We start from the raw sequence: 19,946 nt of genomic DNA, 5'->3' as shown, positions 1-19,946 counted from the left end.
TTCAGGAGACGAGTAATGAAATTCCGCTTTTCAGGCTCTGCCGCCGCCGTTCTGCTCAGCCTGGCCGCAGTCGGCGCGCACGCCAACACCACGTTGACGGTCGCGGTCTTTCCGAAGCTGGATCAGGAAATCAAGGACGCGCTTCCGGCGTGGAAGAAGCTGCATCCGGACGTCGACATCAAGGTGTCGTCGCTCGCGATCGCCGATCACCACAACGCAATGACCACCGCACTCGCGACGAGCTCCAATCTGCCCGACGTGATGGCGGTGGAGGTCGGCTTTATCGGCCGCTTCGCCTCGGGCGGCGGTCTCGAAGATCTGTCGAAGGCGCCGTATAACGCGGGCCAGTACAAGAGCCAGTTCATCAACTACACGTTCGCGCAGGCGACCACGCAGGACGGCACGATCGTCGGCATGCCGGCCGATATCGGTCCGGGCACGCTGTTCTATCGCAAGGACCTTCTCGACAAGGCGGGCGTGACCGAAGCCGACCTGACGAAGTCGTGGGACTCGTACCTGGCGGCCGGCGTGAAGATCAAGAAGGCGACGGGTGCGTACCTGATGGCATCGTCGCGCGATATCGAGGACATCTACATTCGCGCCGACCTGAAGGAAGGCGATGGCGTGTACTTCGACAAGGCCGGCAATCCGGTCGTCACGTCGCCGCGTTTCGTGAAGGCGTTCGAGCTCGCGAAGAAAGCACGCGACCTCGGTCTCGACGCGAAGATCACGCCCTGGTCGAACGAATGGGCCGAAAGTTTCAAGCGCGGGACCGTCTCGACGCAGATGATGGGCGCGTGGCTCGGCGGCCACCTGTCGTCGTGGATCGCCCCGGACACGAAGGGTCTGTGGCGCGCGGCCAATCTGCCGAACAACGCGTACGCATCGTTCGGCGGCACGTTCTACTCGATTCCGGCGAAAGCGACGCAAAAGCCGATGTCGTGGGAATTCATCAAGTTCCTGACGACGCGCCAGGACACGCAGCTCGCATCGTTCCGTTCGATCGACGCATTCCCCGCGCTGCTCGCCGCGCAAAACGACACGTTTTTCGCGGAGCCGGTCGCATTCCTCGGCAACGAGAAAGCGCGTCTGATCTGGCGTGACGCAGCCTCCCACATCCCGGCGATCCAGCGTAGCAAGTACGACCAGGTCGCCGAGGAAGCGGTGCATTCGGCCCTCGACAAGGTCGTCGACGACGGTGCAGACGTGCATACGGCGCTCCAGGAAGCGCAGGACCAGATCGCGCATCGGCTCCGCCGTTAAGCGGTATCGATGCAAGGTCGCGGCACGCTGCGTGCCGCGACCGAAGTGTGTCGCAGTGCGCTGCAAGTCTGCTGCAAACAGCGTGGCCGGTCATCGATCCCGGCTACGCCCGACTGGACGGAACTATTGATGAACACCCCGCTGCCCACGACCCCAGAGGTCGCCCGCGATGCGCGCGCGAGCGACGTGCCGAGCTCGCCCGCGCCGTTCGCCGCGCCGCGCAGAACTTCGCGGCTCGATCCGGTGAAAGTCGCACCCTACCTGTTTCTCGGTCCATTTTTCCTGCTGTTCGCGCTATTCATGGCGTTCCCGCTGCTGTTTTCGCTGTACCTGTCGTTCCAGAGCTGGGACGCGACGGCGGGGCTCGCGAGCATGAAGTGGGTGGGTCTGTCGAACTTCACGTTCACGCTGACCGACCCGTGGTACTGGAAGTCGCTGTACAACACCGCGTCGATGGCGATCATGTCCGGCGTGCCGCAGCATCTGGTGGCGCTGCCGCTGGCATTCTTTCTGCAAACCGCGTTTCGCCGCTGGCGCAACCTGGTGGTCGGCCTGTACTTCCTGCCGTTCATCACGTCGAGCGTCGCGATCGCGCTGATCTTCTCGTCGCTGTATTCGACCGACTTCGGCATGATCAACCTCGCGATCGCCGAACTCGGCAAGCTGCCCGGCCTGCACTGGATCGTCCCTGCGCATCCGATCGAGTGGCTGTATAACCCGAAGAACGTCAAGCCGGCGGTGTCGGTGGTGATCTTCTGGCGCTATGTCGGCTGGAACACGGTGCTGTATCTGTCGGCGCTGCAAACCATTCCGAAGGACCTTTACGAGGCCGCGCGCATCGACGGCGCGAACGGCTGGCAACAGTTCACCCGCATCACGATTCCGCTGATCAAGCCGATGATTTTCTTCGCGGTCACGCTGTCGATCATCGGTGGGCTGCAACTGTTCGAAGAGCCGTTCATCCTGCTGCCGAACGAAGGCATGGGTACCAGCCAGTCCGGTCTGACGACGGCCGTCTATATGTATCGCACCGCATTCCACGACGGCGATTTCGGCACCGCGAGTTCGATCGCATGGCTGCTGTTCATTTCGATCGGCGCGTTGATGTGGTTGAACACGCGGATTTTTCACCGCAGCGGCATGAACGAGGAGACTCAGCGATGAAATCGTCGAGCAACAAGGGCCGTTATATCGGCTACGCGATCGTGGTGGTCGGCGCGCTGCTGATGTTCTCGCCGTTCTACTTCATGTTCGTGTTCGCGACGCACACGAGTTCCGAGATTTTCTCGATGCCGCCCCCGCTGTGGTTCGGCAGCGCGTTTCTCGACAACATGGCCTCGCTGATGCGGCACATTCCGTTCTGGCGCAATCTCGGCTGGAGCTTCTATACGGCCACGATGCAAACCGTGCTGACGCTGCTCGTCACGTCGATGGCCGGCTACGCGTTCGCGATGTACGAATTCCGCTTCAAGAAGACGCTGTTCGCGATCGCGCTGACCGCGATGCTGGTGCCGCCGTTCCTCGGCATGATTCCGACGTTCATGACGATGAACCTGCTCGGCTGGATCGATCAGCCGCGCGCGCTGTACGTACCTGGCGCGGCCGCCGCGCTCGGCGTGTTCCTGATGCGCCAGTACGTGGCGGCGGCGATTCCGTCCGAGCTGATCGAGGCGGCGCGCATCGACGGCTGCGGTGAATTCCGCATCTACTGGAGCATCGTGATGCCGCTGCTGGGACCGGCGCTGGGTACGCTTGGACTGATCAGCTTCATTCAGGCGTGGAACAACTTTCTGTCGGCGCTCGTCGTGCTGCGTTCGCCGTCGATGTACACGCTGCCGCTCGCTCTGCGCATTCTGCAAAGTCCGACCAATTCGGATTGGGGCGCGGTGATGGCGGGCTCCGCGGTCGCGGTGCTGCCGTTGCTGGTGCTGTTCGCATTCACCTCGCGGCGTCTGATCGACGGTCTGACGACCGGCGCGGTCAAGGCTTGAGATTCTCTCTTTCATTTTTCACGCCCTCGCGGGCGTGACACTCAGGACAACATCATCTATGTCGACGTATCGATTCAACGAAGACTTCGTCTGGGGCGTCGCCACGAGTTCCTACCAGATCGAAGGCGCAGCGCATGAGGACGGCCGCGGCCCGTCGATCTGGGACGCGTTCTGCAACGTGCCGGGCAAGGTCGTGAACGGCGAGAACGGCGATGTCGCATGCGATCACTATCACCTGGTCGAGGAAGACCTCGACCTGATGGCCGAACTCGGCGTCAAGGCTTATCGCTTTTCGATCGCCTGGCCGCGCGTGCAGCCGACTGGCCGCGGCGCATTCAACGACAAGGGCCTTGCGTTTTACGAGCGCCTCGTCGACGGTTTGCTCGAGCGCGACATCCAGCCGTTCGCAACGCTGTATCACTGGGACCTGCCGTTGTCGCTGCAGCATACGCAAAACGGCTGGGAAAGCCGCGACACCGCTTATCGCTTCGCGGACTACGCGCGCAAGATCGGCAGCGTGCTCGGCGATCGCATTGCATCGATCGCGACGCACAACGAACCGTGGTGCACCGCGTGGCTCGGCAACGCAACCGGCTATTTCGCGCCGGGCAACGCCGATCTGAAGAAGGCCGCGCATGTCTCGCACCATCTGCTGCTGTCGCACGGTCTCGCGTTGCAGGCACTGCGCGCCGATGGCGTGAAGGCGCCGCTCGGCATCGTGCTGAACCAGTCGCCGGCGCATGGCGCGACGGATGCGCCCGAAGATCAGGCCGCCGCGTCGCTCGAATACGCGAAGTTCGTGCGCTGGTACATGGACCCGCTGTTCAAGGGCGAGTATCCGGCCGAGGCGCTGGAATGGTATGGCGCGAACGGTCCGCAAGACGTGATCCGGAGCGGCGATTTCGACGTGATCGGCACGCCGATGGACTTCCTCGGCGTCAACTACTACACGCGGATCTTCGCGAGCGCATCGGGCGAGAAGCGTCCGCCGGGCGCGCTCGGCTTCACCGACATGGATTGGGAAGTCTATCCGCAAGGTCTCACCGAATTGCTGACGCGCATCAACGCCGACTACAAGCTGCCGCCGATCTACATCACCGAGAACGGCTGCGCGGCGAAAGACGTGCTCGATAACGGCCGCGTGCACGACGCCGAGCGCGTGCGCTTCTACGACCTGCATCTCGCCGCCTTGTCGGACGCGGTGAAACAGGGCGTCGACGTGGCGGGCTATTTCGCCTGGAGCCTGATGGACAACTTCGAATGGGCGTCGGGCTACGACAAGCGCTTCGGCATGGTCTACGTCGACTACGCGAGCCAGGAGCGCACGCTGAAGGACAGCGCGTTGTGGTATCGCGACGTGATCGCGCAACACGCCGGCGTCGCGGCCGTGCGCTGAGGCGCACGCCCGGCGACGGGCGCATCGAACCTCGCGTCGCGCGACAGTAGTGCGGCAGTGGGATAGCGTCACGCGGGGTCTGCAAGTACAAGGATCGAGGAGGAGGCATCAAATGGGCGAACTCGTATTGCGCAACGTCACGAAGACGTATGGCGAAGGACCGCAGGTGATCCAGGGCATCGACCTGCACATCCCGGACGGCCAGTTCACGGTGTTCGTGGGACCGTCGGGCTGCGGCAAGTCGACGATGCTGCGCATGATCGCGGGGCTCGAGTCGGTGACGGGCGGCGACATTCTGATCGACGGCGTACGCGTCAACGATCTGCAGCCCACGGACCGCGGCATCTCGATGGTGTTCCAGAGCTACGCGCTCTACCCGCACATGACGGTTGCGGAAAACATGGGCTTTTCGCTGAAGCTGTCGGGCAAGTCGAAAAAGGAAGTGCGCGAGGCGGTGGGCCGTGCCGCCGAGATCCTGCAGATCACACATCTGCTGGAGCGCAAACCGAAGGCGCTGTCGGGCGGCCAGCGCCAGCGCGTCGCGATCGGGCGGGCGATCGTGCGCAAGCCGCGCGTGTTCCTGTTCGACGAACCGCTGTCGAATCTCGACGCTGCGCTGCGCGTGCAGATGCGTATTGAGCTCGGGAAGCTGCATCGCGAACTCGGCACGACGATGATCTACGTCACGCACGATCAGGTCGAGGCGATGACGCTGGGCCAGCAGATCGTCGTGTTCAACAAAGGCTGCATCGAGCAGACCGGCGCGCCGCTCGACCTGTATGAGCGGCCGTCGAACCGCTTCGTCGGCGGCTTCATCGGCTCGCCGCAGATGAACATGCTGACCGCGACGCTGGTGTCGCGAAGCGATGCGCAAACCGTCGTGGCGCTCGCCGGCGCGAGCCAGCGCATCGTGCTGCCCGGCCGGCTGGCGCAGCCGGTCAGTGGCGAATTGACGCTCGGGGTGCGCGCCGAGCATCTGGGCATCGGCTCGCTCGACGAAGGTCTCGCCGCGCGTGTCGAACTGGTCGAGCATCTCGGCGACGTCTCGATCCTGCATGCTCGACTCGATGGCATGGCGCACGCGATCGCGCTGAAGCTCGACAAGAAGGACGCGCAGCACGCGGTCGGCGCGCGTGTCGGGATCAAGGTGGCGTCGTCGTCGGTCACGCTGTTCGATGCGAACGGCGCCGCGGTGAGCCTCGCGCGACCCGAAGTCGGCGAGGACGTCGGCGCGGTGGTTTGACAGGTCGATGTCGACGAGTGAGCAACGGTAAAGCCGCGCGAATCGTTGCATGCGTGGATCGTGCATTTCGATGCGGAGCCTTCATCAGGGCTCCCTGCATCGAACGACGAAGACTGACGCAAGCAGCGATGACGTTAGCCAGTTCGCATTAAATATTACGCGGTACCTTCGACGCCTTGCATCGAGCTTTCTCCTTGCCGGGCTTGATTTAGCGGGTCCAGTCGAGGGGTCGGATAGTGGTTCGGAGCTTAGGTAAACTCCGCATGGCGGCCGCGAACATGCGCCATTAACATCCGCTAACGTTAAGGGTAACGTTCTGGCAAGTTTGCATCTATTCGAAGATCTATAACACGGGGCAAAACATTGCAAGCCAAGACGCGCCGCGCCGCTATCCGGCGCGACCCGGTATGGCAAGAGCGGTCTGTGTAAAACCAATTGATTAGATGAACGTGCATCGGTTGCGCGCAGGAATTGGCGCGACCGTTGCAGGCTGTGTCGCGGTTACGGTAGTTGTCGCCGCGAGTTGGATTGGAGCTTGAGGGAGCTCCTGGCGGTAGGCTAGGAAGCAACGACTGAGAGCAAGGTTGATAAAGAATGTCGGGCACGCATCGCGGGTGTTTGCCTGCGGGCGCACCGGCCCGATACAAAAAATACCGTTGGATTTTTGCTGGGTGGAGAGCGTCATGGAAAAGCGAGTATCTAAAGCCATTTTCAAGTCCCGGGCCTGCGAGCTGTTCCGTCAGGTCGAGGCATTGGGCGAAACCGTGGTCGTCACCGACCGCGGGCAACCCACCATCGAAATCCGGCCGTATCGCAGCAAGCAGGAAAATCCGCTGGAGCTGCTGCGCGCGTCGATTACGCATTTCAACCTGAAGCACGCGTTGCAGCCTGTCACTGCCGAGCAGGACGAGTAATGATCACGCTCGACACGCTTGCGCTCGTGTGCTGGCTCGGCAGGCAGAAAGCGCTGAGCCAGGCCGCGCACGATGCGATCGATCGGGAGCTCGCCGGCGGCGAGATCCTGATTTCGGCAATCAGTGCGTTCGAAATCGCGGAGTTCGTGAAGGTCGGCAGTCTCGGACTGTCGATGGACGCGCGCAGCTGGATGTCGACGTTTCTGTCGCTCGACGGCGTGCGGATGATTCCGGTCGACACGGAGATCGCGTTTCGCGCGGCCACGCTGCCGCCCACGCTCGCCTTGCATCAACGCCTGATCGTCGCGACCGCGCGCACGCATGGCGGCGCGCTCGTGACTTCGGATGCGAAAGTGCGCGCGTCGACTTACGTCGAAACGATCTGGTGACGGACGCGGCGCTGCCTGGTGCGGACTGGGCCGGTGGAATCGCGCACCACCAGTTCCGCCGGCAGCGTGATGCGTTGCGAAGCGGCGTCGATCCCGGCGATCTGCGCGAGCAGCGTGTTGACCGCCGAGCGCGCCATTTGCTGGAACGGTTGGCGGATCGTGGTGAGCGCCGGGTGAAACTGCTCGGACATCGGGATGTCGTCGAAGCCGATCACCGAGATGTCGTCCGGCACGCGCAGTCCCGCTTCGCGGATGGCGGCGATCACGCCGAACGCGCTCTGGTCGTTGGCCGTGAAGATCGCGGTGGGCGGCTCGGCGAGGTTCAGCAGGTCGAACGTGACGTCGAACGCCATCATTTGCGAGAGGTCGCCCGCGGCGACCAGCGCGTCTTCGCGCGGCAGGCCGAGGCGAGCCAGCGTGTCGTGATAGCCGCGTTGCCGGTCGCGCACGCCTTCGATCGTTTCGTCGCCGGCCAGAAACGCGATGCGCTTGTGACCGAGCTCGGCGAGGTGCTCGACCGCGAGACAGGCGCCGCCGTAGTTGTCGACCGACACCGACGGGAAGCCCGTCAGCGTGCCGCGCTGATCAACGACGACGACCGGTACCTTCGCGGTGGCGAGCGCCTCGAGGCACAGCGACTCGCGCGGAAGAATTGCGAGGATACCGTCGGAGAATTGCTGGATGAGCCCAAGCAGGTCGTGATGCGTATGACGATCTTCGTCGAACACCGTGTAGACCAGCATCTCGCAGCCCGCGCCACGCGCCGCGCGGCCCGCGCCGAGAATCAGTTCGCTGGAGAATTGCGTGTCGAGTGTCGGCGTGATGATGCCGATGATGCCGTTGCGGCCGCCCGACAGTTTCTGCGCGGTGCGGTTGACGACGTAACCGATGTCCGACGCGATTCTCAGGACTTCGTCGCGGGTTTCGCGCGACACGCCGGGACGGCCGTTGAGAGCGCGCGACGCGGTCATCTGGGACACCCCGGCAAGCTTGGCAACGTGCTCAAGCGTTGGGGTCTGTCTTGCCATGCGGGTCGAAGGTGTGCGAGAGGTCATTGGATGGGTCGACTCGCTAATCGCGTTAGCGATACCGTTTATGTAGTCGTTATTCTAGCAGAACCCTTTATATTTCAGCTTTCCCGCAATCGGTCCATCTTATCCGGCCGTTGCGTCGCAGCCCGCCGGGACCAGGTAAAATCCCGCATAGCCTTACTTCACGCATCGACCTAACATTCACTAACGTTAAGGCTAACGTTAATGTTTCGGTGATTTCTTATAAATCCAGAAGAGGGGACACACCCATGGCGTACCCGGCTTTGTTTAAAGCGCGGTCCATCATCGGCGCGACGGCGCTGCTGTTTTCGTTGTCTGCAGTTGTTTCGAACGCCGTAGCGGCGGACTCCAAGACGATCACGGTATGGGACCAGCAGACCAATGCGTCGTCGAGCAAGATCATTCGCGACGCCTCGGATCGATTCGAAAAGGCGGTTCCGGGCTACAAGGTCGAGAATTCGCACGTCCTGAACGAGGCGTACAAGACTAAGCTGAAGGTCGCTTTCGGCGCGAACCAGCCGCCGTGCGTGTTCGAGAACTGGGGCGGCGGCGGGCTGCACGAGTACGTGAAATCCGGCCAGATCGCCGACCTCACGCCGTACCTGGAGAAGGATCCGGCGTTCCGCAGCCGCTTCATGCAAGCGTCGTGGAATGTCACGACGTTCGACGGCAAGACCTACGGTGTTGCCGCCGAAAACGCGGCGGCCGCGGTGATCTTCTACAACAAGGAAGTCTTCAAGAAGTACGGCATCACGCCGCCGAAGACGTGGGATGAACTGATGCACGTCGTTGAAGTGCTGAAGTCGCACAACGTTGCAGCGTTCTCGCTCGCGAACAAGAACAAGTGGACCGGTTCGATGTACTACATGTACCTCGTCGACCGTATCGGCGGTCCGCAAGTGGTGAAGGACGCGATCGAAGGCAAGGGCAAGGGCTTCGAAGATCCGGCGTTCGTCGAAGCCGGCAAGCGCATTCAGGAACTCGTGAAGGCTGGCGCGTTCGCACCGGGCATCAACGGTCTCGATTACGACTCGGGCGCCTCGCGCCGCCTGCTGTACACGGGCAAGGCCGCCATGGAGCTGATGGGCGCCTGGGAAGCTTCGACGATCGCGAACGAAAATCCGACGTTCTCGAAGGATCTCGACTTCTTCGCGTTCCCGAGCGTGCCGGGTGGCAAGGGTGATCCGCGCGACCTGATCGGCACGGTCGGCGACGGCTTCCTCAGCATCTCGACCGAGTGCAAGACGCCGGACGCAGCGTTCAAGCTGATCCAGGCACTGACCGACGAGCAGGCGATGCAGGCTCGCGCGTCGGATGACCACAAGCTCCCGCCGGTCAATAACGTCAAGATCGACGATCCGTTCACGCAGCGTCTGCAGCAAATGCTTGCCGCCGCTCCGAGCGTGCAGCTCTGGTACGACCAGGCACTGCCGCCGGCCCTCGGTGAATTGCACAAGGACACGACGCAAGCACTGTTCGGTCTGTCGCTGACGCCTGAGGCTGCTGCGCAGCAAATGGAAGCCGCTTCGAAGAAGGGCGGCTGATCTCCAGTCTTAAAGAAAAGTCCGACCGGCACCGCGAGGTGCCGGTCGGCATACAAGCCCGTGAATATCGCACTTTCCGCTACACCCGAACGCCGGCTGAGATTTTCATCGCAAACGCTCGTCACGGTTGTGTTTCTTGCGCCGTCGCTGCTGCTGCTGGCCGTGTTCCTGCTTTATCCGCTCGTCTCCAGCCTGCGGCTGTCGCTGCTCGACTGGAACGGCCTCGGCAACACTGCCCGTTATATCGGGCTCGCGAACTGGGCGCGGCTCGCGCACGACATGGTGTTCTGGCAATCGCTGAAGAACAACGTGATTCTTGCTGTCGCGTCGATCGTCGTCCAGCTTCCGATCGCGCTCGCGCTCGCCGTGCTGCTGGAGAAGGCCGGTCGTGGCTCGCGCTTGCTCAAGGTTCTCTATTTCCTGCCGCTGCTGATGTCGAGCGTGGCGATCGGTGTGCTGTTCAAGCAAATCTACGATCCGAATTTCGGTCCGATCAACGTCGCGCTGCAGGCATTCGGGCTTGATGGCCTCGCGAAGGACTGGCTGGGCGATCCGCATTTTTCGCTGGCTGCGACCATCGCCGTGATCATCTGGCAGAACGCGCCTTTCTACATGATTCTGTTCCTCGCCGGCCTCTCGTCGATGCCGGCCGAGGTCAACGAGGCTGCGCTCCTCGACGGCGCATCCGAGTGGACCATTTTCTGGCGCATCAAGCTGCCGCACCTGCAAGGCACGGTGCGCACCGCTGTGCTGCTGTCCGTGCTCGGTTCGCTGCGTTACTTCGATCTCGTCTTCGTCATGACCGGTGGCGGCCCCGAAGGCTCGTCCGAGGTGATGGCCACCTACATGTATCGCACGGTGTTCAGTTCGTTCCAACTCGGCTACGGCAGCACCATCGGCTCGGCGATGTTCCTTATCGTCATCACGGTGGCGGCGGTGTCGATGTACTTCACCCGCCGTTATGCAACCGAGGTCTGAACCATGAACAAGAAACTACGCTTGCCCCGCGTGGGGGTTCCTCTGCTGGCACTGATCTGGCTGGCCGTCACGACGATTCCGTTTCTCTTCATGGTCGCATCGAGCTTCAAGAGCCAGGAAGAGACCTTCGCGACGTCAGTGTGGGCGCCGCCGAGCCATCTGTATTTGGGTAACTACGCGGCTGTGCTGCAGGGGCCGTTTTTCACTTATTTCCGTAACAGCGTGTTCACGGTGGGCGTGTCGGTGCTGCTGATCGTCATCATCAGTGCGATGGCCGCGTACGTGTTTGCGCGCTTGCGCTTCTCGCTGAACAAGACGCTGTTCGGTCTGGTGGTCGCCGGCATGATCGTGCCGCTGCATGCGACGCTCGTGCCGATCTATCTGCTCACGCGCAACCTCGGCCTTTACGACACCGCGTTCGCGCTGCTCGGCCCTTATGTGGCCCTCAGTCTGCCGGTGTCGATCTTCATCCTGACCGAGTTCATGCGCCAGATTCCGCGCGAGCTCGAAGAAGCGGCGCAGCTCGACGGCTGCAGTCCGTTCCGCATCTTCTGGCGTATTTTCTTCCCGCTTTCGGCACCGGGGCTCGCCACCGTGACGATCTTCAACGGCATTGGTCTGTGGAACGAGTTCATCTTCGCGTACATGCTCACGTCGACGGCCGAGCACCGTACGCTGCCGCTCGCGATTTGGGACTTCATGGGGCAATACGCGTCGAACATACCCTCGATGCTGGCCGTCCTCGTGCTCACGTCGCTGCCGCTGATTGTTGCCTACGCGTTCGGTCAGGAGCGCGTGATCAAGGGGATGATGGCCGGCTCGCTCAAGGGCTGATCCGCATCGCACCTCACCTCGAATCGTGTGGGCCAAAGTGGCCCGCACACCGAACTTCGCATAAACGATATGGCAAGCATCTCTCTCACTAACGTACAGAAGTCCTATACGAGCGGTAACTCGGTGATCCGCGACGCCAACCTCGAAGTCGGCAGGGACGAATTCTGCGTGTTCCTCGGGCCGTCGGGCTGCGGCAAGTCCACGCTGTTGCGCATGATCGCCGGTCTCGAATCGATCACCGACGGCGAACTGCGCATCGACGGTCAACTGATGAACAACGTCGAACCCGCGAAGCGCCAGGTCGCGATGGTGTTCCAGAACTACGCGCTCTATCCGCATATGAGCGTGTACGAGAACATGGCATTCGGCCTGCGTCAGGCGAAGGTCGATAAGGCCATCATCGACAAGAAGGTGCGCAGCGCCGCTGCCGCGCTGCAACTCGACAGCTACCTCGAACGCCGCCCCGCTGCGCTGTCCGGCGGCCAGCGCCAGCGCGTGGCGATCGGGCGCGCAATCGTGCGCGAGCCGGGCGTGTTCCTGTTCGACGAGCCGCTGTCGAATCTCGACGCCTCGCTGCGCGTGCAGACGCGTACCGAAATCGCCCGTTTGCATCGCGAGTTCAACCGCGCGAGCGCGGTGTACGTCACTCACGACCAGATCGAAGCGATGGCGCTCGCCGACAAGATCGTGCTGCTGCACGCCGGCGCGGACATGGAAAAGCACGGCAGCATCGCGCAGATCGGCGCGCCGCTCGATCTGTACCACCGGCCGAAGAGCCGCTTCGTCGCCGGCTTCATCGGTTCGCCGAAGATGAACTTCATGCCGGCCACGGTGCTCGCGGTCGACGACAAGGGCATTCAGGTCGAGCTGACCACGGGCGAGCGCGTGCGCGCCGAGGTCGACGGCCGCAGGCAGCGCGTCGGTTCGCAGGTCACGCTCGGCATCCGGCCGGAGCATCTTGCCCTGCCGTCGGCGCAGGCCGGCGTCCAGACAATCCGCTGCGCCGTGCGCCTGGTCGAACGGATGGGCGAGCACAGCTACGTGCATGTGGACGGTGGCGTGCGCGACGGCAACGCGATGATCGCCAAGCTGCCCGGCGACGGTGGCGTGACGCACGACGAACGCGTCGAACTGGCGTTCGCACCGCACGCGTGCCACGTGTTCGACGACAAGGATTTCGCGCTGCCGCGTCTGCACTGATCCGCTTGCGATCGCGCTGCTTGCACGACGCGAGCAAGCGCGGTCCCATTGCATCGCGTCGCTAGACGCGACGAACGACCCGTAGTCGATCAAACACGGCGAATTCGAGTCGCGGCTGCGTTCGATCGATTAGCAGGACTGCGAAGTCTGGAAAGGTATCTGAAATAGAAGGGATGGCATCCGGGCTGAAGCAACGCCATGCCGCACGCTTGTCAGAAACAACGGATTTGTCGGCGCTTCATGCGCTTCGTACACCACGATAAAAAAAGGAGTTTTCGATGTTGCTTCGCCAAAGTGAGGTCCCGCTCTACCGCAATCCGGCGGCAGCCGTGGAAGAGCGCGTGGCCGATCTGCTCGCGCGCATGACACTCGACGAAAAGATTGCGCAGCTTCACGCCGCGTGGCTGAAGCTGTCGGTCGATGGCAATCACAAGGCGCGTAGCATCGATTTCGCGCAGAGCGCCAACCAGATCACGATCGACGAGATCCTGCAGCATGGCCTCGGCCAGATCACGCGTCCGCTCGGCACGCATACGGTCGATCCGAAAGAAGGCGTACGCGCGCTCAACGAGCTGCAGCGCAAGATGGTCGAAGACACGCGCCTCGGCATTCCGGTGATGTCACACGAGGAATGCCTCGTCGGGCTCATGATCAAGGACGCGACGCTGTTCCCGTCGCCGTTGAACTATGCGGCGACGTGGAATCCGCAACTGGTGGGCGAAGTGGGCACGATCATCGGCGCGCAGGCACGCTCGATCGGCTGTCATCAGGGGCTCGCGCCGGTGCTCGACGTGTCACGCGACCCGCGTTGGGGCCGCACCGAGGAGACGCTCGGCGAAGACCCGTATCTGGTTGGCGTGCTCGCGTGTCATTACGTGAAGGGCCTGCAGGGCGAACAGCGCGATCTGCTCGCGACGCTCAAGCATTTCGTCGGTCATTCGGCGAGCGAAGGCGGCCGCAATCATGCGCCGGTGCATGTCGGTCCGCGTGAGCTCAACGACGTGTTCATGCTGCCTTTCGAAATGGCCGTGAAGCTCGCGAACGCGGGTTCGGTGATGCCCGCCTATCACGACGTCGACGGCGTACCCTGTCATGGCGATCGCGCGCTGCTGCACGACACGCTGCGAGAGAAATGGGGCTTCGACGGTCTCGTCGTCGCCGATTACGCGGGCGTCGACCTGCTGTTCAGCCATCATGCGGTGGCGCGCGACAGCGCGTCGGCCGCGGCCCTCGCGTTCAACTCCGGGCTCGACGTCGAGCTGCCGGGTCACGAGTGCGCGGTGCATCTGAAGGAAGCGCTCGAGCGCAACGAGATCAGCGAAGCGACGATCGACACCGCCGTCTCGCGCGTGCTGCGCGTGAAATTCCAGCTCGGCCTGTTCGAGAATCCGTACGTCGATCCCGAACGCGTCGACGTGAAAAGCGCGACCGCGGGCGATACCGCGTATCAGGTCGCGCTCGAATCGGCGGTGCTGCTGCGCAATCAAGGCGACGTGCTGCCGCTCGACGCGCGCGGCCCGGACAAGATCGCGGTGATCGGCCCGACCGCCGACGATCCGCTCGCGCTGCTCGCCGGCTACAGCTTCCCGGTGCACCTGATCAACAGCGGCGAGCAGTCCACTGCTTCGATCGCGACGCCGCTGCGTTCGCTGCGCGCATTGCTCGGCGACGAGCGCGTCATTCACGCGCAGGGTTGCGACATCATCAAGGAGCGCCGCGCGGGCGCGCCGGTGTTTCCGGGCGACGTGTCGCTCGATCTGACCGGCGACGCGCATTGCGACGAGCTGATCAGCAAGGACACCGACGGCATCGCGGCCGCGGTCGAGGCCGCGCGGCAAGCGGGCGTCGCGCTGGTGTTCGTCGGCGATCTGGCGGGCCTGTTCCAGTCCGGCACGGTCGGCGAAGGGTCCGATACCGACAGCCTCGACCTGCCGGGTGTGCAGCAGGCGTTGCTGCAGGCGGTGGTCGATAGCGGCACGCCGACGGTCGTCGTGATGACGGGCGGCCGTCCGTACAATCTCGGCGGCCTCGAAGAGCGCATCGCCGCGCAGATCATGGCGTTCGCGCCGGGCGAGCGTGGCGCCGAGGCGCTGGCCGATCTGCTGGTGGGCCGCGCCAATTTCAGCGGCCGTCTGCCGCTGTCGGTGCCGAAGAGCGCGGGCGCCGTGCCGTACGTGTATAACCATCGTCTGAAGAGCGCGGGAACGCCGATTGCATACCATTTCGGCTGCCGCTATCCGTTCGGTTTCGGTCTCGGCTATACGCAGTTCCGTTACGGCGATCTTGCGCTCGCGCACAGCGAAGTGCCGATCGAAAGCGGTACGATCGAGTTGAGCTTCACGGTCGACAACATCGGCGCGCGCGACGGCACCGAGATCGTGCAGATCTACGTGCGCGACCGGCACGCGTCGGTCGCGCGGCCGGTCCGCGAGCTGAAGGCGTTTGCGCGCGTGCTGCTCGCGGCCGGTGCGTCGGCGCGTGTGCGCGTGAAACTGCCGGTCGACATGCTGAACTTCACCGACGCGTGCGGCGAGCGTATCGTCGAGCCCGGTGACTTCGATCTGCTGGTCGGCAGCTCGAGCCGCGACATTCATCTGAGCGGCACGGTCGCCGTCGCGGGTTCCGCGACGAGAACGCTCGAACGCAACTGGCGCATGCTGAGCGAGGTCGAGATCGTAGCCTAAGCGGCGGGTCAGGGCGGCGAGCGCCGTCCTGTGTGTGGTCCTACTCGTAACAAGTGGAAAATCTGATGTCGTACGCAACCTATCCAAGTTTGTCGGACAAAATCATCGTCGTGACCGGCGGCGGCGGCGGGATCGGCGCCGCGATCGTCGAGGCCTTCGCGCAGCAAGGCGCGCGCGTGTTCTTCCTCGACGTCGCCGAGCACGATTCGCTCGCGCTGCAGGAAACGCTTCGCCACGCGAAGCATCCGCCGCTGTTCCGCCGCTGCGACCTGAAAAATGTCGACGCGATCGAACACACGTTCGCCGAAATCGTCGATGCGGCGGGCCCGATCGACGTGCTCGTCAACAACGCCGGCAACGACGACCGGCACGAAATCGGCGAACTCACCGCGAGCTACTGGGACGACCGTATCGCGGTGAATCTGCGCCACCAGTTCTTCTGCGCGCAGGCCGCCGCAAACGGTATGCGTCGCGCGGGGCGCGGCGTGATCCTGAATCTGGGCTCGGTGTCGTGGCATGTCGCGCTGCCGAACCTTGCGATCTATATGACCGCCAAGGCCGGCATCGAAGGGCTCACGCGTGGTCTCGCGCGTGATCTCGGCAGCGCGGGCATCCGCGTGAATTGCATCATCCCCGGGGCGGTGAAGACGCCGCGGCAGATGCAACTGTGGCAATCGGCTGAGAGCGAAGCGAAGGTCGTCGCGAGTCAATGTCTGCAACTGCGCATCGAGCCCGAGCACGTCGCGCGTATGGCGCTGTTCCTCGCGTCCGACGACGCGTCACGCTGCTCCGGCCGCGATTACTTCGTCGACGCAGGGTGGTACGGAGAATGAGCATGCCGGTCCCAGTGTGCGTATGGGCGGTCGGCGCCGAACTGGCCGAAGGGCCGCTATGGCAGGCCGCCGAAAACGCGGTGTATTTCGTCGATATCAAGGGGCGCCGGATTCATCGGCTGTCCGTCGCGACCGGCGAGCAGCAGACGTGGCAGGCGCCCGACCAGCCCGGTTTTCTGGCGCCGCTCGCGGACGGCACGTTCGTATGTGGGCTGCCATCCGGCTTGCATTGCTTCGATCCGGCGAGCGGCGAGTTCAGCAAGCTCGCCGAGGTCGAACCGCATCTGCCGGGCAACCGCCTCAACGACGGTTTCGTCGATGCACGGGGACGCCTGTGGTTCGGCTCGATGGACGATGCGGAAGAGGCGCCGAGCGGCACGCTGTATCGCGTGAACGAGCAAGGCGCGGCGATCGCGCAGGACGACGACTACGTGATCACGAACGGCCCGGCGATGAGCCCGGACGGCCGCACGCTGTATCACAACGACACGATGCGGCGCGTGGTTTATGCCTTCGACGTCGCCGCGGACGGCACGCTGTCGGGCAAGCGCATCTTCGCCGCCATCTCCGGCGACGGCCATCCCGACGGCATGGCCGTCGATGCCGACGGCTTCGTGTGGATCGCGCTGTTCGGCGGCTGGCGGATCGAGCGTTACTCGCCGGCGGGCGAGCTGGTCGATCAGGTGCCGTTGCCGTGCGCGAACGTGACGAAGCTCGCGTTCGGCGGCGACGATCTGCAAACCGTCTATGTGTCCACCGCATGGAAGGGACTGACGGCGGTCGAGCGCCAGCATCAGCCGCAGGCGGGCGGGCTGTTCTCGTTCCGCGCGCCGGCGGCGGGGCAGGCTCAGGCGCGCTGCACGGTGGGCTTCGAGCGCTAGACGACAAAAACACAGCGACAGGACAAGCCGCAAAACGCAACCCTGACGTTGCCTGGTCGCTCCGCAAGGAGCGGCCCGCTATCATGTGCGTTCCATGACTTTCGCGCATTCGCCCCGATACCTATCATGACGTCCAGGCCGCCAGTCCCGCCCCGCATGTCCGATGTCGCCGAACGCGCGGGCGTCTCGAAGATGACCGTGTCGCGCGTGCTCGCCGGCCGCAACGTGTCGCAGGCGACTCGCGAACGCGTGCAGAAGGTCATCGACGAACTCGGCTACGTCGCCGATGCGGCGGCGGGCGCGCTGTCGTCGGGACGCTCGGCGTTCGTCGCGGTGCTGGTGCCGTCGCTGTCCAGCTCGAACTTCTCCGACACCGTGCGCGGACTGAATGCCGCGCTGGGCCCGCACGGTCTGCAACTGCTGCTCGGCGACACGGACTACCGTCTGGAACAGGAAGAACTGCTGGTGCGCTCGATGCTGCGCCACCAACCGCGCTGCGTCGCGTTGACGGGCGGCCGGCACACCGAGGCGACGCGCATGCTGTTGCAGCGCGCCGGCATTCCGGTCGTCGAAATGTGGGATCTGCCCAGCGATCCAATCGATACGGTTGTCGGCTTTTCGAACTCGGCGGCGGCGCGCGCGATGGTCCGGCATCTGCACGAGCGCGGTTATCGGCGGATCGGCTTCATCGCGGGTGCCAGCGAGCGCGACCGGCGCGGGCACGACCGGATGCGTGGCTACGTTGCCGAAATCAAGGCGCTCGGTCTCGGCGAGCCGCGCGTGATCCGGCTCGGCGATTCGCCGATCACGATGAGCCACGGCGCACCGGCGATCGGCGCATTGCTCGACACGTGGCCCGATACCGAGGCCGTGATGTGCGTGAGCGACATGTCGGCGTTCGGCGCGATCATGGAGTGTCACCGGCGCGGGCTGTCGGTGCCGGGCGACATCGCGGTCGCCGGCTTCGGCAACTTCGAGGTGTCGTGGTGCTGTCAGCCGAGCATCACGACGGTGTCGGTCGACGCGTACGGCATCGGCCTGCGCGCTGGCGAAACGCTGCTCGCGGGGCTCGCCGATCGCGAAGCGGGTGAGGTGCAGCGCAGGAAAGCGGTGAAGATCGATTTCACGGTGATTGCACGCGATAGCGCGTAGATGGCGCACTAGCACTCCCCTTAATTAAACAGATCAGGGATATCCCTCGGTTGTCCGGCTGGTAAGCCGGGCGTAACATCCACAGCTAGAAATGTTACCGGTAACTTAACTGGCGGTGCCAAATCGCACGAACCGCGAGGCAACGGCATTTCCGACCAAAAATACGCTGATGGAGATACGAATGACCGCTGTACCGCCCGCCATCGTCGCGCCCGCCGCGCGCGTCGACGAGTTCGAGGAAAGGACCTATCGCAAGGTCGTGCGCCGGCTGCTGCCGGTACTGTTGCTGTGCTATGTGGTTGCGTATCTGGATCGCGTGAACGTCGGCTTCGCGAAGCTGCAGATGCTCGACGATCTCGGCCTGTCCGACACGATGTACGCGATCGGCGCGAGCGTGTTCTTCTGGGGCTATTTCATCTTCGAAGTGCCCAGCAACGTGTTCCTGCATCGCTACGGCGCGCGCTTCTGGATCGCGCGGATCATGTTCACGTGGGGGCTCGTGTCGATGGCGCTCGCGTTCGTCGCGCCGCTCGCGCGCGTCGCGCACGTCGAAACCGCGACGATGTTCTACATCCTGCGCTTTCTGCTCGGGCTCTGCGAGGCCGGCTTCTTCCCCGGCGTGATTCTGTACCTGAACTTCTGGTTTCCGTCGCAGCGCCAAAGTCGCGTGATGTCAGGCTTTCTGATCGCAATGCCGGTCAGCCTGATGCTCGGCGGCATCGTGTCGGGCTGGCTGATGGACCATACGGCCGGCCTGCTCGGCCATCAGGGCTGGCAATGGATGCTGCTGATCGAAGGCGTGCCGTCGCTGCTGACCGCGTTCGTGGTGTACTTCTCGCTCGACGACGGCATTGACCGCGCGCGCTGGCTCACGCCGCAGGAGAAAAGCCTGCTCGCGGCGAATCTGCAGCGCGAAAGCGCGCACAAGACAGCGCGCTTCGGCTCGGCGGTGCGCGATCCGCGCGTCTGGCTGCTGGTCGCGATTTTGCTCACGTTCAATACCGGCTTCTACGGCCTCGCGTTCTGGCTGCCGTCGATCATCAAGGCGACCGGCGTGCAGGATCCGTTGCATATCGGCCTGCTGACCGCGATCCCGTACGGCGTGGCCATCATTGCGACGCTCGCGAACGCCGCGCATTCGAAGAAAACCGGCGAGCGGCGCTTGCATGCGGCGATTCCGGCGCTGATCGGCGGAATCGGTCTGATCATGAGCGCGGCTTTGGCGCATCATGTGGTGTGGGCGATCACGTTTCTGACGATCGCCACCGCCGGCATCCTTGCGCTGATGCCGATTTACTGGACGTTCCCGGGACAGCTGCTGTCGGGCGCCGCCGCGGCGGCCGGCATCGCGATGATCAACGCGATCGGCAATCTGTCCGGCTTTACCGGTTCGATGATCACCGCCGTGGCGAAAGATTTGACCGGCGACATCAACAACGGCACTTACGCACTCGGTGCGTGTCTGCTGGTCAGTTGCGTGCTGATCCTGCTCGTGCCGCGCACGATGCTGACGCGGGCCGCCTCGAATGAAGGCAGCGGCCCCGGCCGCGAGACAGCGCGGGCACAGAAACACGCAGAGCACGCATAAGAAA

General features: G+C 63.6%; 17 protein-coding genes. 16 read left to right on the top strand and 1 reads right to left on the bottom strand.

Annotated features, from left to right (window positions below; translation table 11 throughout):
* Positions 1-15 precede the first annotated feature (15 nt).
* From HWY30_RS00315 to HWY30_RS00285, 7 genes are all read left to right on the top strand, one after another.
* Positions 16-1,263 carry an ABC transporter substrate-binding protein gene (locus tag HWY30_RS00315; protein WP_090810631.1) on the top strand — a complete coding sequence of 416 codons (1,248 nt, stop codon included), beginning with the start codon at positions 16-18 and terminating at the stop codon, positions 1,261-1,263.
* 129 nt (positions 1,264-1,392) lie between these two features.
* Positions 1,393-2,427 (top strand): carbohydrate ABC transporter permease, encoded by a 1,035-nt coding sequence (locus tag HWY30_RS00310; RefSeq protein ID WP_090811820.1) that lies wholly within the window; start codon positions 1,393-1,395, stop codon positions 2,425-2,427.
* Positions 2,424-3,254: a carbohydrate ABC transporter permease gene (locus tag HWY30_RS00305; RefSeq protein WP_090810629.1), complete on the top strand. Its 831-nt coding sequence runs from the start codon at positions 2,424-2,426 to the stop codon at positions 3,252-3,254. Before HWY30_RS00310 ends, HWY30_RS00305 begins: the two co-directional genes overlap by 4 nt.
* Before the next feature lie 58 nt (positions 3,255-3,312).
* On the top strand, positions 3,313-4,650 hold the full coding sequence (locus HWY30_RS00300) for a GH1 family beta-glucosidase (protein ID WP_090810627.1): 1,338 nt from the start codon (positions 3,313-3,315) through the stop codon (positions 4,648-4,650).
* Positions 4,651-4,762: 112 nt separating this feature from the next.
* Positions 4,763-5,893 carry an ABC transporter ATP-binding protein gene (locus tag HWY30_RS00295; protein WP_090810625.1) on the top strand — a complete coding sequence of 377 codons (1,131 nt, stop codon included), beginning with the start codon at positions 4,763-4,765 and terminating at the stop codon, positions 5,891-5,893.
* A 584-nt stretch (positions 5,894-6,477) separates the two neighbouring features.
* The gene (locus tag HWY30_RS00290; protein ID WP_409259442.1) at positions 6,478-6,807 is read left to right on the top strand and encodes a type II toxin-antitoxin system Phd/YefM family antitoxin; all 330 of its coding nucleotides are present in this window, start codon (positions 6,478-6,480) and stop codon (positions 6,805-6,807) included.
* Positions 6,807-7,196 (top strand): type II toxin-antitoxin system VapC family toxin, encoded by a 390-nt coding sequence (locus HWY30_RS00285; protein ID WP_090810623.1) that lies wholly within the window; start codon positions 6,807-6,809, stop codon positions 7,194-7,196. Before HWY30_RS00290 ends, HWY30_RS00285 begins: the two co-directional genes overlap by 1 nt.
* Here HWY30_RS00285 and HWY30_RS00280 read toward each other — a convergent pair.
* Positions 7,175-8,224 (bottom strand): LacI family DNA-binding transcriptional regulator, encoded by a 1,050-nt coding sequence (locus HWY30_RS00280; RefSeq protein ID WP_026226194.1) that lies wholly within the window; start codon positions 8,222-8,224, stop codon positions 7,175-7,177. The genes HWY30_RS00285 and HWY30_RS00280 overlap by 22 nt on opposite strands.
* Before the next feature lie 272 nt (positions 8,225-8,496).
* Between HWY30_RS00280 and HWY30_RS00275 the strand changes: the two genes are divergently transcribed.
* The 9 genes from HWY30_RS00275 to HWY30_RS00235 all read left to right on the top strand — a co-directional run bounded on the left by HWY30_RS00275 (position 8,497) and on the right by HWY30_RS00235 (position 19,942).
* Positions 8,497-9,792, top strand: a complete 1,296-nt coding sequence (locus tag HWY30_RS00275) for an extracellular solute-binding protein (protein ID WP_090810621.1) — start codon at positions 8,497-8,499, stop codon at positions 9,790-9,792.
* A 60-nt stretch (positions 9,793-9,852) separates the two neighbouring features.
* Positions 9,853-10,770 (top strand): carbohydrate ABC transporter permease, encoded by a 918-nt coding sequence (locus HWY30_RS00270; protein ID WP_244144714.1) that lies wholly within the window; start codon positions 9,853-9,855, stop codon positions 10,768-10,770.
* Between the two features lie 3 nt (positions 10,771-10,773).
* A complete protein-coding gene (locus tag HWY30_RS00265; RefSeq protein WP_090810617.1) occupies positions 10,774-11,604 on the top strand; it encodes a carbohydrate ABC transporter permease in 831 nt (276 codons plus the stop codon).
* 69 nt (positions 11,605-11,673) lie between these two features.
* Complete coding sequence (locus HWY30_RS00260; RefSeq protein ID WP_090810616.1) at positions 11,674-12,804, top strand: ABC transporter ATP-binding protein; 1,131 nt, start codon at positions 11,674-11,676, stop codon at positions 12,802-12,804.
* A gap of 278 nt (positions 12,805-13,082) precedes the next feature.
* The gene (locus tag HWY30_RS00255; protein ID WP_090810615.1) at positions 13,083-15,488 is read left to right on the top strand and encodes a glycoside hydrolase family 3 N-terminal domain-containing protein; all 2,406 of its coding nucleotides are present in this window, start codon (positions 13,083-13,085) and stop codon (positions 15,486-15,488) included.
* A 65-nt stretch (positions 15,489-15,553) separates the two neighbouring features.
* Positions 15,554-16,321, top strand: coding sequence for a D-xylose 1-dehydrogenase (gene xylB / locus HWY30_RS00250; RefSeq protein WP_090811818.1), 768 nt, complete (start codon positions 15,554-15,556; stop codon positions 16,319-16,321).
* The gene (locus HWY30_RS00245; protein ID WP_090810614.1) at positions 16,318-17,202 is read left to right on the top strand and encodes an SMP-30/gluconolactonase/LRE family protein; all 885 of its coding nucleotides are present in this window, start codon (positions 16,318-16,320) and stop codon (positions 17,200-17,202) included. Before xylB ends, HWY30_RS00245 begins: the two co-directional genes overlap by 4 nt.
* Positions 17,203-17,358: 156 nt before the next feature.
* A complete protein-coding gene (locus HWY30_RS00240; RefSeq protein ID WP_090810612.1) occupies positions 17,359-18,354 on the top strand; it encodes a LacI family DNA-binding transcriptional regulator in 996 nt (331 codons plus the stop codon).
* 181 nt (positions 18,355-18,535) lie between these two features.
* Positions 18,536-19,942 carry an MFS transporter gene (locus HWY30_RS00235; protein WP_090811816.1) on the top strand — a complete coding sequence of 469 codons (1,407 nt, stop codon included), beginning with the start codon at positions 18,536-18,538 and terminating at the stop codon, positions 19,940-19,942.
* Positions 19,943-19,946: the final 4 nt, after the last annotated feature.

Origin of the sequence: Paraburkholderia tuberum STM678 (assembly GCF_902833905.1) — a bacterium.
In the GTDB taxonomy this organism is placed as follows: Bacteria; Pseudomonadota; Gammaproteobacteria; order Burkholderiales; family Burkholderiaceae; genus Paraburkholderia; species Paraburkholderia tuberum.
This window is presented reverse-complemented; position numbering and strand designations above follow the sequence as displayed.